The organism is Rhodococcus sp. IEGM 1366 (assembly GCF_033142425.1).
Lineage (GTDB): Bacteria > Actinomycetota > Actinomycetes > Mycobacteriales > Mycobacteriaceae > Rhodococcus_F > Rhodococcus_F globerula.
Window position 1 is genome coordinate 47,430 of record NZ_JAWLRZ010000014.1, and the last position, 15,971, is coordinate 63,400.

Annotated in this window: 15 protein-coding genes and 2 pseudogenes; 13 read left to right on the forward strand and 4 right to left on the reverse strand. The window is 59.9% G+C overall.

What is annotated here, in order from left to right; all coding sequences use genetic code 11:
• Positions 1-73: 73 nt before the first annotated feature.
• Positions 74-865 (reverse strand): FadR/GntR family transcriptional regulator, encoded by a 792-nt coding sequence (locus R4P64_RS30145; protein WP_172936521.1) that lies wholly within the window; start codon positions 863-865, stop codon positions 74-76.
• Positions 866-982: 117 nt separating this feature from the next.
• On the opposite strand from R4P64_RS30145, the gene R4P64_RS30150 reads away from it, so the two are divergent.
• From R4P64_RS30150 to R4P64_RS30165, 4 genes are read left to right on the forward strand one after another with little or no spacing between them, the layout of a single operon-like run.
• Positions 983-2,668 (forward strand): AMP-binding protein, encoded by a 1,686-nt coding sequence (locus tag R4P64_RS30150; RefSeq protein ID WP_317823865.1) that lies wholly within the window; start codon positions 983-985, stop codon positions 2,666-2,668.
• Positions 2,669-2,675: 7 nt separating this feature from the next.
• On the forward strand, positions 2,676-3,440 hold the full coding sequence (locus tag R4P64_RS30155) for an enoyl-CoA hydratase-related protein (protein ID WP_317823866.1): 765 nt from the start codon (positions 2,676-2,678) through the stop codon (positions 3,438-3,440).
• Complete coding sequence (locus R4P64_RS30160; protein ID WP_317823868.1) at positions 3,437-4,672, forward strand: acyl-CoA dehydrogenase family protein; 1,236 nt, start codon at positions 3,437-3,439, stop codon at positions 4,670-4,672. Before R4P64_RS30155 ends, R4P64_RS30160 begins: the two co-directional genes overlap by 4 nt.
• Before the next feature lie 9 nt (positions 4,673-4,681).
• Positions 4,682-5,737 (forward strand): acyl-CoA dehydrogenase family protein, encoded by a 1,056-nt coding sequence (locus R4P64_RS30165; protein WP_317823869.1) that lies wholly within the window; start codon positions 4,682-4,684, stop codon positions 5,735-5,737.
• Positions 5,738-5,970: 233 nt separating this feature from the next.
• Here the strand turns inward: R4P64_RS30165 and R4P64_RS30170 are convergent.
• The 3 genes and pseudogenes from R4P64_RS30170 to R4P64_RS30180 all read right to left on the reverse strand — a co-directional run.
• Positions 5,971-6,279: pseudogene (locus R4P64_RS30170) on the reverse strand (SNF2-related protein); the annotation flags it as partial.
• A 115-nt stretch (positions 6,280-6,394) separates the two neighbouring features.
• Positions 6,395-6,715 (reverse strand): annotated as a pseudogene (locus R4P64_RS30175) (SNF2-related protein); the annotation flags it as partial.
• A gap of 265 nt (positions 6,716-6,980) precedes the next feature.
• On the reverse strand, positions 6,981-7,382 hold the full coding sequence (locus tag R4P64_RS30180) for a hypothetical protein (protein WP_317823870.1): 402 nt from the start codon (positions 7,380-7,382) through the stop codon (positions 6,981-6,983).
• An 815-nt stretch (positions 7,383-8,197) separates the two neighbouring features.
• Between R4P64_RS30180 and R4P64_RS30185 the strand changes: the two genes are divergently transcribed.
• The 9 genes from R4P64_RS30185 (at position 8,198) to R4P64_RS30225 (ending at position 15,864) form a co-directional block, all read left to right on the forward strand.
• Positions 8,198-8,707: a hypothetical protein gene (locus tag R4P64_RS30185; protein ID WP_317823871.1), complete on the forward strand. Its 510-nt coding sequence runs from the start codon at positions 8,198-8,200 to the stop codon at positions 8,705-8,707.
• 73 nt (positions 8,708-8,780) lie between these two features.
• Entirely contained in the window at positions 8,781-9,389 is a 609-nt protein-coding gene (locus R4P64_RS30190) for a hypothetical protein (protein WP_317823872.1), read from the forward strand.
• Positions 9,390-9,507: 118 nt separating this feature from the next.
• Positions 9,508-9,900 (forward strand): hypothetical protein, encoded by a 393-nt coding sequence (locus R4P64_RS30195; protein WP_317823873.1) that lies wholly within the window; start codon positions 9,508-9,510, stop codon positions 9,898-9,900.
• Positions 9,897-10,493, forward strand: a complete 597-nt coding sequence (locus R4P64_RS30200; protein ID WP_317823875.1) for an RES domain-containing protein — start codon at positions 9,897-9,899, stop codon at positions 10,491-10,493. The genes R4P64_RS30195 and R4P64_RS30200 overlap by 4 nt, the downstream gene beginning before the upstream one ends.
• A gap of 4 nt (positions 10,494-10,497) precedes the next feature.
• Entirely contained in the window at positions 10,498-10,644 is a 147-nt protein-coding gene (locus R4P64_RS30205) for a hypothetical protein (RefSeq protein ID WP_317823876.1), read from the forward strand.
• Positions 10,645-10,869: 225 nt separating this feature from the next.
• On the forward strand, positions 10,870-11,034 hold the full coding sequence (locus tag R4P64_RS30210; protein WP_317823877.1) for a hypothetical protein: 165 nt from the start codon (positions 10,870-10,872) through the stop codon (positions 11,032-11,034).
• 272 nt (positions 11,035-11,306) lie between these two features.
• Positions 11,307-11,588: a hypothetical protein gene (locus R4P64_RS30215; protein ID WP_317823878.1), complete on the forward strand. Its 282-nt coding sequence runs from the start codon at positions 11,307-11,309 to the stop codon at positions 11,586-11,588.
• Between the two features lie 707 nt (positions 11,589-12,295).
• A complete protein-coding gene (locus tag R4P64_RS30220; RefSeq protein WP_317823879.1) occupies positions 12,296-13,840 on the forward strand; it encodes a sulfatase-like hydrolase/transferase in 1,545 nt (514 codons plus the stop codon).
• Positions 13,841-14,694: 854 nt separating this feature from the next.
• Positions 14,695-15,864, forward strand: coding sequence for a helix-turn-helix domain-containing protein (locus R4P64_RS30225; RefSeq protein WP_317823880.1), 1,170 nt, complete (start codon positions 14,695-14,697; stop codon positions 15,862-15,864).
• Positions 15,865-15,971: the final 107 nt, after the last annotated feature.

Genomic DNA, 15,971 nt, shown 5'->3' on the forward strand with positions numbered 1-15,971 from the left:
TTCACACCATAACCGCTGAGGCTCTAAATCTGTACATGTTTAGTCGAGTTGGGTGAAATATCCTGCGGAATTGTCACAGCTGCCAGTGCACCGGCTCGGAAATGATGTGTGCGAGGCGCTTGCGGTAGTACTTCGCGGTGTCGTGAACGAAGGCTTCCATTGCATCTCCGGCAGCAGATGCGTTTCGGGAACGCATGGCATTGAGTACGAGTTGCTGTGCCTCGACGGCGGCGATGCGGGTGACTTCCGGATGTCGCGACGGCTCGGCGTCGCGTACGAGGAGAAGCAATGTCTCCATGAGTATGCGGAGTACCGGGTTCCCTGACGCTGTGTAGATGATGGTGTGAAACAGTGCGTTCTTCTCGACGAAATTGTCGTAGTCATCGGGATGCGTGCGCATGGTGTCGAGCGCTGACTGCAGATCGTCGAGTTGCTCTTCTGTAATTCGAGGCGTGGCAAGCTGTGCGACCACTGGTTCCAGGGTCAGGCGCGTATCGATGACGTCGCTGAGATTCGCTCCCTCTAGCTGTAGGAACAGCTTCATGGTGTTTCCCAGTGCTTCGAACTGCGGCCGACATGCGACGGGGCCTCCCCCGACGCCGGCGCGGATAGTGACCAGGCCTCGACTTTCGAGGAGGCGGAGTGCTTCACGTACGGACGTGCGTGCAACACCGTATTCGGTAACCATCTCCTTCTCGGTAGGGAGCCTGTCCCCGACCTCGATGTCCCCGCCGAGGATCTTGTCGGCGATTTGGTTGGCAATGCGCTCCGATATTTTCGGTGCTCGACTCGGTGCTCTGCGGGCGATGTCCTGCGTCATTGTTTCCCCGGTGTTCTCGTCGACTGTTCGATGTGTAGCCGTCATGCGTACAAACCCTACCTAGGCTCGAAAGTGAGTTGAGCTAAATCTGTACATATTTAGCGAAATCAGCTACTTTGGGCAACGTTCCTTGTATCGACGCAGTGCTTCATGGAGGTAAAGATGTGGCCGACCCGCCCACCGACGCCCGAACTGGCCCAGTGCTACCGCGAGTCGGGACACTGGCGGGGCCGGACGGTCGGCCATTACTTGACTCGCGCGGCCTCGCTCTACCCGGATTCTGTGGCGGTAATCGATGACGATGTGCAGTTGACCTTCGCCGACGTCGACCGTGACGCAACCATCCTTGCGGCAGCGTTGCACGATGCGGGGATTGGTGCTGACGATGTGGTTTCGTTCCAACTCCCGAACAGGGCAGAAGCCGTAGTTATCTATCAAGCGATCATGAAACTCGGCGCTGTCGCCAACCCCATCGTTCCTATCTATCGAGGGCGTGAGCTGCGGTTCATTCTCGGGCAGGCGCGAGTGTCCGTTGTTTTCATACCCGCGTCCTACCGAGGATTCGACTATGCCGCGATGTACACGCGGTTGCTCGGTGACTTGCCGCATCTGAAGAAAGTCGTTGTCCTCGGTGAGCCTGAGGTGAGCAATGCCGACGAGCGGATGACGACCTGGACGGACTTCTTGCTCGGCGCCCCGGCGGAGGCTGCGAAAGTGATTGCCGCACTCCCCGAGCCGGATCCTGATCAGGTCGGCGTCCTGCTTTACACCTCTGGGACGACTGCGGATCCGAAAGGTGCTCTGCACAGCCACAACACAATCGTATTCGAAAACCATTCGATGATTGAGTTGTTCGATCTCAATGAGAAGGATGTCATCTTCAATCCGTCGCCGGTCACCCATGTGACAGGCGTGAATTGTGCGCTGACACTGCCCTTTCTGTTGGGGGCGCCCGTAGTGCTGCAGGATCAATGGGATCCCGAAGAGGCGCTGTCAAAGATCACTCGCTACGGCGCCAGTTTCATGATCTTCTCGACTCCGTTCCTTCAGGGGTTGGTCGAAGCCTCCGTTGCGGCGGAGCTTCCCACTCCGTCGATCAGATACATCGTGTGCGGTGGTGCTGACATCCCGGACGAGTTGACGCGTAGTGCGACGAATCGTCTCGGTACTGTCGTTCGTATGTACGGTGCCACGGAAGGTCCATCCGTGACGTCCGGAAATCGCTGGGATACACAACAATTGCGGACCCGTACCGACGGTCGTGTTCTCGCGCCTACAGAAGTTCTGATCGTCGACGGCTCCGAACTTCCCGCGGCGGCAGGTTCGGTCGGGGAGGTGTTGTGGCGAGGCCCCGACACGTTCCTGGGGTACCTCGATTCTTCACTCAACGCTGCAGCGTTCACCGCTGACGGCTTCTTCCGAACCGGTGACTTGGCGCGATTCGACGAAACCGGTGCAATCCACATCGAGGGTCGGATCAAGGACATCATCAATCGATCCGGAGAGAAGATCAGCACTCACGAGGTGGAGAACCTACTCAGTGAGCATCCCTCCGTCAGGGAAGTTGCTGTGGTAGCTGGGCCGGATGCGACAACCGGAGAACGTGGTTGTGCATTTATCGTCACCCATGACGGCAAGGATCTGACTCTTGGTGAGGTTTACGAGTTCTTGTCCAATCGCGAGGTAGCCAAACAGAAGATCCCCGAGAGCGTATTTGTCGTTGAGGTGCTGCCGAAAACAGCAAGCGGCAAAATTCAGAAATTCGCGCTACGCGACTGGACTCGCGATCGAAGTGTAGTTCCGCCGCAGATGGTCGACGTGATTGTCCGTTCGGCGTATGAGAAGTGAGGGCTTCATGACAGAGAATATCGTTGTCTCCCAGCCGGAGTCGGGCATTGCATTGGTCGAGTTGGCGCGAGGCAAGGTGAACGCGATCGATCATCGGATGTATGGAGAGATTGCAGATATCTTCGACGGACTGTCGGACGACTCGACAGTGAAAGCTGTTGTCCTGACAGGGCGAGGTCACGTGTTCTGTGCCGGCAACGACCTGAATGACTTTCGGAGCATGGACTCGACGAGTGGCGAAGTGCAGATGCGCAATGTTCGACGAGCGATGTTCAACCTCATCGACTGCTCGGTTCCGGTCATTGCTGCCGTCAACGGCCCCGCGCTCGGCAGCGGTTTCGGTCTGACTGCATCTTGCGACCTGGTAGTCGCTTCGGTGAAAGCGACATTCGGGCTTCCGGAGATGAATGTCGGGGTGCTCGGTGGTGGGCGATTCACAGCCCGCATGCTGCCGGAACAGGCGATGCGTCGGATGTTCTTCACCGCGGAAGCCGTCGACGCCCGCACCTTGGAACGGTGGGGAGCACCGATCGAGGCGGTGGAACACGAGGCGCTGATGGAAACCGCGATGGACCGTGCACGGTCTATCGCGTCGAAGAGTCGTTACGCACTGACTCTGGCAAAGAAATCATTGAACGGTTGCGAGGGTATGGATCTCAAACGTGGCTATGAGCTGGAACAGAATTTCACCGTCCAGCTATCCGAGCATCCGGATTCCAAAGGTGCAGTCGAGGCGCGGATGGCTGCGCTGACGAATGGGAAGAAACCATGAGTATGGCAACAAGTGAACTCGCTGCGCATCACGACTTGGATGCATTCGGTGACCACGTCAGGGCCTGGCTCGCGGAGCGTCTGGACCGGCACTTGCCGGCAGATGGGACACATAACCACTCGGACGAGGAACGCTCCTACGCAATTTTTCACAACCGCACCGAAGATGAGGAGCGCGAGCTGCTTGACCGTGGTCGCGCGTGGCAGGCTGAGCGCGTCGACGCAGGTGTCGGCGCGATTACCTGGGCCCCGGAATGGGGCGGACCAGGACTGACAGCCTCTCATGAACGCATCTACGTGGAACTTGAAGGTCAGTTCCGGGCACCGGATCGACACGAAAACATTCTGGTAACGGTGGAACTGATAGCACCGACCATCCATCTCCTCGGTACCGAGGAGCAGAAGAAACGATTTGTGCCGACGTTTCTGCGCACGGATGAACTGTGCTGCCAACTGTTTTCGGAACCCGGAGCCGGTTCCGACTTGGCCTCACTCTCGACCCGCGCAGTGCGTACCGACACCGGATGGCGAATCACCGGCCAGAAGGTGTGGACTTCGGGCGCGCAATTCTCGGAATGGGGACTGCTGATTGCTCGCAGTGACACCGAAGCCCCGAAACACCGTGGCATGACGGCATTTCTGGTTCCCATGGATGCTCCCGGAGTAGAAGTTCGACCGATCCGTCAGATGTCCGGCGGTTCCACATTCAACGAAGTATTCCTCTCCGACGTTGAATTACCGGATTCGTTGCGTCTTGGTGAGGTCGGTGACGGTTGGAATGTCACGTTGACGACTCTGGGTTTCGAACGAAGTTCCAGTGGAGGAATCGTATCTGCCGGCGGAAATGCCGCCGACCTGATCGCGCTCGCAAAGCAACTCGAAATTGCCGACGACCCTCTGGTGCGACAAACTCTCGCGGATGTCGTCATACACGAACGGGCCACGGCGACATTCAATGCCCGATACGCCGAACGTGAACTGGCAGGCCATGTTCCCGGTGTTGAGGGTTCTATCGCGAAACTCGTGTGGACGCAGAATCTCAAGCAGATCGGCGACGCGGCGGCGAAGTTCTTGGGACCTCGCATCCTTGCCGATACGGGCGCTCCGAATACCTATGCCTGGACCGAGCATGTGTTGGGCGCCCCGGGCTACCGAATCGCAGGTGGATCCGATGAGATTCAGCGAAACATTATCGGCGAACGTGGCCTCGGCCTGCCAAGAGACTCCCGATAGGAGCACAGGATGGTCCTCGAACTGACTCAGGAACAAGAACAACTGCGCGACAGTGTGCGCGCATTTCTTGCAAAGAATGTGGAAGCCGACAAGGCGCAGTGGCTTGGCCTCACTGACCTTGGTCTCACAGAGATTCCATTTCCCGAGCGCTTTGGTGGCGCTGGGTTCACGCTTAAAGACACTGCAGTGGTGATGCACGAGCTAGGACGCACGATCGCGGATGTTCCGTACTTCTCATCCGTGTGCCTTGCCGGATTTGCACTATCGGAATGCGGTACGGACACGGGGCGCGCCGCCTATCTGCCCACCATTGCGTCAGGTGAATGTACGGCCGCGCTGATAACCGGATTCCCGTTCACCGATACTGCGGTCACAGCCACTAAAACCGACGACGGTCAGTTGAATCTCATTGGCACACAAGACTTTGTGGTAGATGGAACAGCAGCCGACCTATTTGTTGTAGTCGCGCGTGGGGTGAACGGCTTGGAACTAGCCGTGATCAAGGCAGATGTGCCAGGAGTCATCTGCACGCCGTTGGAGTCTCTCGATCCCAGTCGTCCGCTGGCCCGAGTTACGTTCGATAATGCGCGCGGACACGCGGTGGGCGGCGCGGACTTGCACATGACATTGCCACGTGCACAGGCATTAGCGCTCATAGCATTGGCATCTGAGCAGGTCGGCGCCGCCGAGGCGTGTCTCGACATGTCAGTGGAGTATGCGAAGGTTCGTGAGCAGTTCGGCCGCCCGATCGGGTCTTTTCAGTCGATCAAACACCGCCTCGCAGACATGTTGGTGTCGCTCGAACTGGCGAAGGCGGCAGTCTTGGATGCCGCGAACGCTGACGAAAGATCTACTGATGAACTGACCATCGCGGCAAGCATCGCACGGGTGATGGCGTCGGATGCTTTCACGTATGCCGCGGAGGAATCCATACAGATCCACGGTGGTCTCGGATTCACGTGGGAGCACCCCCTGCACCGGTACTTTCGGCGCGCTATGAGTGACGCACAACTGTTCGGCAACTCTGAGGTGCATCGCGAGGTCATTGCGCGCTCCGTCGTGTAATTGGTTGGGATGTCGGAGTTTGTCAAGATGATCGAGGGCAACTGGAGGTAGGCCGCGGTCTGTTCGGATGGTACAGATTTCCACTGATGTGCCGGAGTCCCTTGGTGCGGGAACCCGGCCGCGAACGAGGCCAGTCCCGGTGGTAGTAAACCTGGCCATGCGTCCGCCACGGCGGAGCGGTAGATGCGGGCCTGCTCCGACGTCAGAGTGCACGAGACGGTCGCGAACTGTTTCGGCGGAAGATCCTTGGCGACAGCGTCTTTGGTTCGGCGCAGGATGTCGGGTTCGATGATGGTGGCCAACGTTGCTGCGGCGGTGGTGGAACGGCCGAATTCGATCGGGTTGCCGAAACGCTCACGGAACCGTGCGCGACTGCCCAGAGCGCTCGGGTTGGCCACGCGGAACAGCGACCACAGTTCGTCCAGTCGGTTTTCGACGGGGGTGCCCGTCAGGGCGACGGTGATGTCGGCAGTGACACGCGCTGCAGTCTTCGCGGCGAGCGAAGTGGGGCATTTGATCTGTTGCGCTTCGTCGAAGATCACCGAATTCCAGGAGGTCGGCTCCAATTGTTCTACGTCGGAACGTAGAACAATTGGAGCTGGTCACCACGATGGCGTCAGAGGCCAGGTGTTCGGGCCATTCGCGGCTAGGTCCGTGATGGATGTGCAAGGGAAGGCGCGGGGCGAACCGTTCGATTTCGCGGCGCCAGTTGCCGATGGCGGAGGTGGGGCGGACAACGAGGTGTGGTCTGTCGTCTGATTGGATGGCCATCATCGTAATCGCTTGCAGTGTCTCTCCGAGGCCTATTTTGTCCGCGAGAATTCCGCCGCCGTCTTCGTCCGGAACCGCAAACCAGCACACGGTAGGCGTGCTGGTGGGAAGCCCCCAGGCGGAGAGTTCGGCTGCAGAATCGGGTGCACACCATAAGGCACTGTCATGGTGATTCAAAGAAGTAGTGGCGCAATCGGTTTGGAGCATACAGCGATGCACCCAGTTGGGATTGTTCACGCTTGCAGGATGCAACCCCGCTCGCGGTGACTTCCGGCCAGACCGCGAACCGGCGGAGGAACTTCTTGGCCGCCAAAGGATTTCGGCGTGACTGGACCAGCACGTCGAGCGCGTTGCCGTGCTGCACTAGTGCGGGGGATCGCGTCCGCAGCGGCGATATGCCCGACTGAGTAATCAGACCATGGCTCGCTGGCGTCGCGCGGCAAACCAAGTCGGCCACGCTGAACCCGGACGGTCACTCGCTGGGGCGTTCGAACATGCACACGCCCCAGCGTCCGTCTTCGGCGACCAGTGAAATCTGTGTCTGACTCGGAGTGGAGGCGGCACCGTCGGATTGGACCGTGACCTCGACCGGCACTAGCGCCGAAGCGCCCTCCACGATTGGGTCTTCGGCGGCCGTCAGAATCGTCTTCGACGGAGGAACCGTTGCGCTCTCACGCTGCGCGGCGGAACATGACGTCGTGTTGAGGCCGGCGACGTCGCCGGCGTTGTATGCATCGAAATGCAGACGGACGGTGTCGGCGATATCAGTGGGGTCTGCTGGCTTTGATGACGTTGGCTGGTCACGGTCGTTGGCGCACCCAAAAAGCCCACCAAGTAAGACAATCGATACCGTTGTGAGTACGAGCTTCCGCATTGCCGAACGGTACCGCCTCCAACGGTGTGCGAAGGGATGAGAGTCCGACCGGACCTGCCAGAGTTCATTGGGCGGGGAAGAATCGTGTGATTTGTCGCCGAAGTCTGATTCCTTGGTGAGGCTCTTGGGTGGGTAGTTGCGCCCCTGGTGGGTGACGGCACGGATTAGGGGCCGGCGACGATTCGGTCTCCGATCGATTCGATCATGGTTTCAAGGTTTCTGTCGTGAGTGGAGTGCCAATCTTTCTAGGCGACAAGTGGTTACGAAAATTCATGGGTAAGCGTGACGTTTAGCGACTGGCCCCCGAACCGTTCCTTCGGGGGTATCAGTTCGAAAGCTCTATCTATGTGGTGATTGAGTCATTCTGGTCGATCAGGCGTGGGTGAACGTTTTGCTTGACCGAGGGTGGGTGCGAGATGCATCGTCTGTGCCACGCGCACTGAGTCCATTCAATTCCGGCGGGGCGACGCCGTCCTCGAGCCTGGGACTGGCGTTGTGGTTCCGCTGATGCTGACGATACACACTCCGGTGGGCAGCAATCCTCCCCTCGATATCTCGATCGCCGCGGGACCCAACTGTGTGCGTGACATCGATTTTCGACTGTGCTTGCGAGAAAGTTGTGGGATCGCACTTCGTCGAGAGTGGCACGCCTCTGATAGTGAAGACCTTGAGGCTCGACATGTATCTAGTGTTGAGTTGTTGTCGTGATGGACCGGCACCTTCGGTACGGGATGTAACGAGTCCGCCTGCGCGACGATTAGCAAAGTGATATAAGTCACTTCGTAAAATGGGGTAGTGCGATGCGGAAAATGCTCATGGCTATGGTCGCCGGGATTGCACTGATCGCGCTGACCAGTTGCGGTCAAACCGAGGGTCAACCTACTAGTGATGCGGGTACCGGTAGTAATCGCCCGGGAAACGGCGAACCCGCCTCTGCAGAAGCGTCGGCAAACTCGAAGTTCGGTGAAGCGTTTACCTTCAGGAACAACCTGGCAGTTTCGGTGAGCCTGCCGGAACCGTACACGCCTAGTAGCTCCGCTGCGGGCGGCGAATCTGCTGACCAGTTCGTGGTTTTCACGGTCACGGTTGTCAACGGCTCGACAGAAAATTATGACCCGGCAATGTTCACTGCGGATCTGCAGAGCGGGAATCGAGAAGCGGACAAAGTTTACGATTCTGCTAACGGTATCGGTGCCCCCACCACCGTGGTTCTTCCTGGCCGGGAGTCCGAGTTTCGGTTGGCTTTCGCAGTGACCGACCCAGAGGACCTTGTCCTGCAGGTCAGTCCTGGCTTCGATTATCGAGACGCCATCTTCACGAGCTGATTCAACCATCCGGTAATGCGCCTCATGCGGATGGTCACGTGACCGACGCGCGCAGGTGCCCTAGGAGACCGACGTGAGAAACACGCTCGTCATTGCTGCTGCGGCGCTAGTGGTTTCGTTCGGCCTGACTGCGTGCGGCGGCGACTCGCCCGACCCCTCGTCGACGACGACGCCGAGCGCATCACCGATCGCAGTCTCGTCAATTACGCCCACGGCGCCGGTGCTGCCGCCGAGCAGTGCACCCGCGGTCGTGCCGATAACCTTCGAGTGCGGAGATCTGTCGCTTTACCAGTCCGGCACGGCGTTGTACTCCGACGGAACCACCGGATACGAGGCGTCCTGCGATACCTACGTGCCCCCTGTGGTCACGCAAGCGCCGACAAGGGTCCTGCAGTACTGCGACTACCCAGGAACCGCCGTCTACACCGACGGTACGTACTCCGCGACGGACCCCGCGTGTGCGGAGATGCGCGCCGAGTCGAGCGTCGGCCAGAACCCGAATCCTGGCGGTGGCTATCCATATGACCCGGAGGAAGATCGCAATGGTGACGGCGTCGTAAACGGATACGAGCGCTGTGGTGTTCAGTGTGGCAAAGCGCCCACTAGCGGCGACATCCAAACTCAGTACGGCTGCGAGCAAGGCTACATCTCCGGCCCGTTGTGTGAGCCTTATGTGGGTTGAGATGGTGTGGACGCAGCAGGTTGTCGCCCCGTTCCAGTGATGATCGGTACCAGACGAGCTTGTGTTGATGGCGGGTTTCTCGGGTGTGATCTACCATGTGATTAGGAGGTGTATTTACATGACTACGGCGCATCCGAGGCCTGATCTCGCTGCCTACAATCTTGCTGCCCGCATGACGCAGGCGGAACTGGTGACCGCACTGCGCGAGATGCTCGGCGCTCGTCTTGTCGCATATCTCGGGAAGGTGAAGGAAACACGGGCGGTTCGGCAGTGGGCGGAGGGCACACGAACCATCGGCAACGACACCGATGTCGAACGTCTCCGCATCGCGTACCGCGCCGCGAAACTAATCACTGCCCGTGACACGGCTGCGGTCGCGCAGGCGTGGTTCCAAGGTCTGAACCCGATTTTGGATGATCGTGCACCCGCGCTTCTTCTGCGTGATGGCGATCTGGCCGATGTCGGGCCTCAGGTACTTGCTGCTGCACGTCAGTTCGCTGCGGTCGGATGACCTCGGCTGGTCAAACTTTCACGTCGCTCGGTGCGCTGTCATGCTCGTCTGTCGACGGTGTGAGAGCTCATCGCGTCGGTTTCCGTCCTGCGCCGTGGGAGTGGACTCCTTGGGAGTACGCCACCGGCGGTCGCTTCACCGGCCGTTGGGACGACCCAGGAGGGGTGTGGCGGACGTTGTATGTCGGTTCGACGAGACTTGCTTGCTACCTCGAAGTGTTGGCCTACGCTCGTCCGAGCCCGGACATGGTCGCGGACCTCGACGACATCGAAGTCGACGATGAGGACCAGTTCGAGTTTCCGACGATTGCTCCCGGCGAACTCCCACTCTCCTGGTGTGCGCCGCGGATGACGGCGGATGCGGCGCTGACCGGGTGGTTTGTCGTGCCGGGTGATGTCGAGAGTTTGGCGGCCTTACGGAAGGGGTTTCGCGGCACAGCGTTTCGGCTCGGCCTCGCCGATCTCGACGGTGCGGCTATCCGCGACGGCAAGCCGCGCGAATTGACACAGGTGATTTCGCAATGGATCAACACTCTCAACGGGCCAGACGGTAATCCGATTGCCGGTATCGAGTTTCGACTCCCGCCACGGTGACGGGTTGAGGTTGTGGGCGCTGTACGAACATCCGGGTGACCCGGTGATTTCCCCGTCCATCACACCGCTCGACAACGCACCCGTCGACGCCCGTGATCCTGCTCTTGCCGAGGCGATGCGTCTGCTCGATCTTGTGTGGGTTGATCGGTGAAGTAAACCTGGGTTTCGCGGTGTAGGAAGTGTCGAGAGTGCTTAATGAGCTCCCTGGGTTAAGCCTGTTCTTCCCCGCCGGGGTACCCGGGTAGCGCGCGAGGACATCGCGCAGCACGGGGTAGCGCGTCGACTTTATGGACTGTGCTGCGGCGGCTTCATTGCAGCTGGCATCGGGCTCGGCTACTCGGGCGGCACACGCGACCGCTCGCAGGATGTGGCCGACTTGCGTCGCTCTCGCGATGGGATGCAGGCCCGGACTGCTGGTGCGGTTCTCGATCCCCAACGAGTCGTCGTCACCGACGTACGGGACGGGTCCACAGCACAGGGCGCTGTGCCGAACACCGAGAATGCGATCGACGATGCGGTTGGTGCGCGAGCAGCACCGTGAGGTGCCAGATGTGGCCGTTGACGTACCTGACCACCTGAGGAGCAGATCGAACCTCAGGGCAGTGTCCAGCCTCGTTGGAGGGGCGCCCCGTGATGAGCTGGGGCAAGCGGGCAGATAGGACCTCGGACCGTCATCTTCGATTCGATCGCTAGCAGTGGGCGGCGCGGTTCTTGAATGCTTATGGACGTGTTCGTGAGAATTGCTCGTGTGATCGCTGCAAGGGACCTGACCACCGCCCACTGACACCGAACGCTGCCAACGACAGGACACCTATGTCAGATCCCACCGCGCCCAGTGACCTCTATCTCCGACTGCACGACCAACTCGGAATGGTCAACGATCTACTCCAACAAGTCACCGCAACCGCCGCCGAATACAAGCAATACGACCCCGAAACCCTCGAAGCAGACTCACTCGGCAACGCCACCACCGGACCAGAAATCTACGAAGCCATACTCCGCGAACTCAACCACGTCGACGCCGCACTCAAAGCAACCGACACCGCCCACCGACGCGTTCTCGACGACGCCGCCCGTCTCTACTTCAAAGACTGACCCACCCCAACCTCACCGAAAGGCACTCCTTGACCGGTACGCGCGTACACCTCACCGAACCAACCTCCGGACTCCCGATCTACCTGAACGCCGAAGCGATCGAGACGATGATTGGCCTAACCGCGGAACTCAGCACAATCCCCGTCATTCTCGCCGGACAAGCCAGTGCCCTTCGGCCCGGAAATTGTTGAACGTCTTGAATCCTTCCTCGAAGGAATCGAGAACTATTTAGTACATCGACGACGCGACAGGGGAAGCGGCTTACGCTCTGATTCCGCCAGCGAAACAACTGTGGATCGGGGTCAGCGTCAGTGCGCACACTGGCGAACAACGCACGGCAATCGAGGCGTTCTGCCACGCGCATGACAACGCAGTCACCGAAAACAAGGCTGATCCACCCAGCCGGCAAAGACGCGGTCCAACTCGTGCCGCAGAAGTACCTTCTGAAACGACACCGCCGTTTCGTACCACCCGCCGATCGGATCAGAGCGCTCGAAAAGCTCTGGCTGTAAACACCTCAGACAAAGTGAAAACGATTCGCAATCGATCTACGAATCGCTGACACGGCTCTGTCCGACGGATTACCGTTTAGGTGTCAGCCTTCTGACCGCCCGGCAGGTCCCGATTGCTCGGGTGTGGTCGTTCCCGGTGCAGGGCGGGTGCTCGGACCGGACCTAGAAGTGTTACAACCGCAGGCGGGGTGAGGCATGAGCGAGCAGCCGAACATCGTGTTCTTTTTCTGGGACAACTTCGGGTGGGGAGAGCTGGGGTGCTACGGCGGCGGGGTGCTGCGTGGTGCGCCTACTCCGCGGATCGATGCCCTGGCCGGGGAAGGCCTCAAGCTGTTGAACTTCAACGTCGAGGCGCAGTGCACGCCGAGCCGTTCGGCGTTGCTGACTGGGCGGCATGCGATCCGGTCGGGCACCCAGACGGTTCCTCTCACCGGCGGACCGGATGGGATGACTCGTTGGGAGACTACGATCGCGCAGGCACTCTCGGATGTTGGGTACGCCACCGGGATGTGGGGCAAGTGGCATCTGGGCAGTGATCCCGATCAGCGCAGTCCGGTCGACTTCGGGTTCGACGAGGCAGTGTGGTGTCCGCGCACCGCTGATGAGGTTCTGTGGACCATGCAGTCGTACTTTCCGGACGGCGCGGTGACCGCTGCCCCCTATTCGGGGGCGACACAGATCCCGCTGGAACCACAGCCGATCTATGCACGAAGCAAGGGCGAGAAGCCCGAGACGATCGCGACTTACGACGTGGAGTTCCGGGCCGGATTCGATCGGAAGATCACCGCCTGGGCCTGCGACTTCATGGCCTGCTCCGCGGAGGCGGACCAGCCCTTCTATGTCTATCTGCCCTACACGCAAGTTCACGTACCGCCGACCCCGGATCGGCAGTTCGCAGGCACGACGAAGCGAGGGAACTGGGCAGATATTCTCACCCAGATAGATGCTTTCACCGGCACGATCCTCGACAAACTCGAGGAGCTCGGCGTCGCCGAGAACACCATCGTCGTCTGGGCGTCGGACAACGGCGCCGACACCACTTACCATCTTCCGGCGAGCGATCCGGATCCGGTCGGCGGCCAGTGGAACGGATTCTCCGGACCTTGGCGGGGTGGATTGTTTACCTCCCTGGAGGGCTCCAATCGGACACCGTGCCTGGTGCGTTGGCCCGGGAAGGTGCCGGCTGGCCGGGTCAGCAACGAACTGGTCCACGAGGTCGACTTCTTCACCACCTTGGTGACGGCCGGGGGTGGCACGGTCCCGGGGGACCGGCAGATCGACGGTGTGGACATGTCTGGGTTCCTGCTGGGCGCTAACGAGGACTCGGGCCGCGACATGGTCCTGTGCCTGCAGGGCAACCGCCTGCAGGCGGCGAAGTGGCATCAGTGGAAGGTTCACCTGTTCCAGCAGGACGACTTCTACTCCACTTGGGCCCCGACGAACGTGCCGATCCTCTACAACCTGGAGTGGGATCCGCGTGAGGAGCATCAGGTCGACTTCCCCCATGGCTGGGTCCTGCACCCGGTCGCGGCCGGGGCCGGTGCATTCCTCAGGTCGCTCATGCTCGAACCACCTATCCGGCCGGGTACTCCGGACCCGTACGTGCCGCCCGAACCGGGTGAGCTGCAGCCGCAGACACACTTGCAGATCGGTCCGATCATGCAATACATCACCACCCTCGTCAGGTCTCACGACGAGCCTCCCGACCCGGGCCATGGAATCGAGCACCAATCCGGATGAGCGTCGGCCCGGCCGGGGGCTGCCCGCAAGACCCACCCGAGCCTGCCGGTCATCGTGGGGCTGTCGCTCGGACTGAGTCTGTCAGACCCCCAACTAACCTCGACAGCGCGACGAGCACCAGGTCGCCACACCTGCCAGACCGAAGATCACTCGACGGTCCTGATCTGTAGGAAACCCCTCAGATCGGCAGCAGTGGCGACCTGTTCCTCATTCAGCAGCCCTCGGAGCGCGCGAGCGACAATTGTAGTGAAATAGCAAGGAGTAGTTTTCCGTCGATTCGAGGTCGTGGACGGGCATTTCCCGGCGAAGAAATATCGCATCCATTCTCCGGCGAAGGTCAGTGGGACGGCCCGGATCTGCGTGGGCTGATATCGGTGAGGCCGTGGGCTGACCCGCCGAACCGCGCATGAACGATGGAAGCCCAAATTCGCGGCAGGTTCGGAACAGCTTCAGTGATGACGCTTTCACCCAGTGCCGAAGAGACCGGGCCGGAAACGGTCGTATCCGGTCAACGAATCGGCCGATTTTGCAATGTGATTCCCGGAATTATTTGGCAGGTTTTTCAAGGACTTATTTGGCACGGGGTTACGAGGTGGGTGCCGGCAAACGGTGATCGGCTGATACCGAATGCTTCGTGATTTTGCTGGTCGCTGCGTCACTGCGGAGAATGCGGTTACTCACCGCGAATCTGGCGTAGTGATCGAACACATTTGAGGTAGTGATGGTGCCATTCGCGCAGCACCTGCACGTCATGTGGTGAGCGGCCGAGATGAGCGACATAGTCCGCGTGCCACTGAAATACATTCTTGTTTTGGCCTGGCATGTAACTTGGGACGCCCTCTAGTGTGGGAGGCATGCTTGAACTGATCACGCAGCTGTCAGGGTTGGATACGAGCGCGGAAGCAGCTGTACGCATCATCGCTGCATTCGATACCCTCATCGAAGCGCGAGTGCCGGCAGGAGCACTGACACGGGCCACTGCTGCGCTGGCTCAGTGCACTGCAGGAATCCACCGTCCCGATCATTCCGTAATTCGTTTCACTTCCGAAGGTCGACAGCTCGAAGGAGTTCACGCAACGTCCTCACTCACTGCCAGCTGGTTCGACGGACATTCAGTGTGGCTTGAGCGCTCGGGACCGCCCCATCCTTTGGACGGGCTCGTTCTCGAACGGTGTGCAATGGCCGCTCGAATCCTCCTCACACCCCCCAACCGGTTAGCACCGACAGACTTGGCGGATCCGGCATTGATCGAACTCTTGATCTCCAAGTCACCTTCCCCGGAAGACCGAGCTCGCGCGATCAGTCTGCTCGGACTCGACCCGTCACGACCGCTGCGGATGGTTGCAGTATCCACGGTGGATCAGCAAAATCCCGGGGAAGCAGCAAAAACACTGGTCGGCTGCGGGCTGCCGGCAGCCAAATTGGTGCGGGTTGCCACGATCGGAACAGTCGCGGCAGTCGTTTTGCAGCCCCGGTCGAACATTTCTGCCATCCCCTCGAATCTTCGCGGCAATCTGCATGTGTCACCTCTTGGCTGGAAAGCAGGTATGGGAGCGGTGTCAGGCATAGTTGCCGGAGTGGGGAGCGCCGTTCTGCCGCACCAGGCACCGCAGTCCTGGATGCAAGGAAGGCTCGCGCTCAAGTTCAGCGTTGCTCGCACCGAGTCCGCTGTCATCGACCACGACGATCTCGGTGCCCTCGCGCTTTTGGCAGACATCCCGTCGCAGCGACTGCTAGCAAACGCAGACGTCGCAGCGCTCGCCGAATTCGCCACCACAGAACACGGCAGACAAGATCTTGCCGCTCTGGCTGCCCTGTGTAAAACCGGTTCTCTGCGACAGGCTGCGGTGTTGTTGCACATGCATCACAGCACGATCGCCACCCGTATCGCGCGAACTGAGCAGAAGGTCGGATGGGACTTGGGATCCTCGGGCGGAGTACTCCGCGCAAGTATCGCGCTGCAAGCACTCCATTTTGTTCACAGCCCGATGGAGGAGCCGGATCACAGCCTTGGATCGCACTGATGTGGGATGAAATCGCTACGGCGGGATAAATATTCGCCAAATGTCGGCCAGACGGCAGAGATTGCCGACAGTTGGATGTCGACTTCCAGATGCCGAACACAGACGAT

Coding starts and splice junctions, on each gene's coding strand:
- R4P64_RS30215 (WP_317823878.1), top strand. CDS start 11,307: ATGTCAGATCCCACCGCGCCCAGTGACCTCTATCTCCGACTGCACGAC.
- R4P64_RS30165 (WP_317823869.1), top strand. CDS start 4,682: ATGGTCCTCGAACTGACTCAGGAACAAGAACAACTGCGCGACAGTGTG.
- R4P64_RS30180 (WP_317823870.1), bottom strand. CDS start 7,382: ATGCGGAAGCTCGTACTCACAACGGTATCGATTGTCTTACTTGGTGGG.
- R4P64_RS30150 (WP_317823865.1), top strand. CDS start 983: ATGTGGCCGACCCGCCCACCGACGCCCGAACTGGCCCAGTGCTACCGC.
- R4P64_RS30185 (WP_317823871.1), top strand. CDS start 8,198: ATGGCTATGGTCGCCGGGATTGCACTGATCGCGCTGACCAGTTGCGGT.
- R4P64_RS30195 (WP_317823873.1), top strand. CDS start 9,508: ATGACTACGGCGCATCCGAGGCCTGATCTCGCTGCCTACAATCTTGCT.
- R4P64_RS30225 (WP_317823880.1), top strand. CDS start 14,695: ATGCTTGAACTGATCACGCAGCTGTCAGGGTTGGATACGAGCGCGGAA.
- R4P64_RS30145 (WP_172936521.1), bottom strand. CDS start 865: ATGACGGCTACACATCGAACAGTCGACGAGAACACCGGGGAAACAATG.
- R4P64_RS30155 (WP_317823866.1), top strand. CDS start 2,676: ATGACAGAGAATATCGTTGTCTCCCAGCCGGAGTCGGGCATTGCATTG.
- R4P64_RS30160 (WP_317823868.1), top strand. CDS start 3,437: ATGAGTATGGCAACAAGTGAACTCGCTGCGCATCACGACTTGGATGCA.
- R4P64_RS30200 (WP_317823875.1), top strand. CDS start 9,897: ATGACCTCGGCTGGTCAAACTTTCACGTCGCTCGGTGCGCTGTCATGC.
- R4P64_RS30220 (WP_317823879.1), top strand. CDS start 12,296: ATGAGCGAGCAGCCGAACATCGTGTTCTTTTTCTGGGACAACTTCGGG.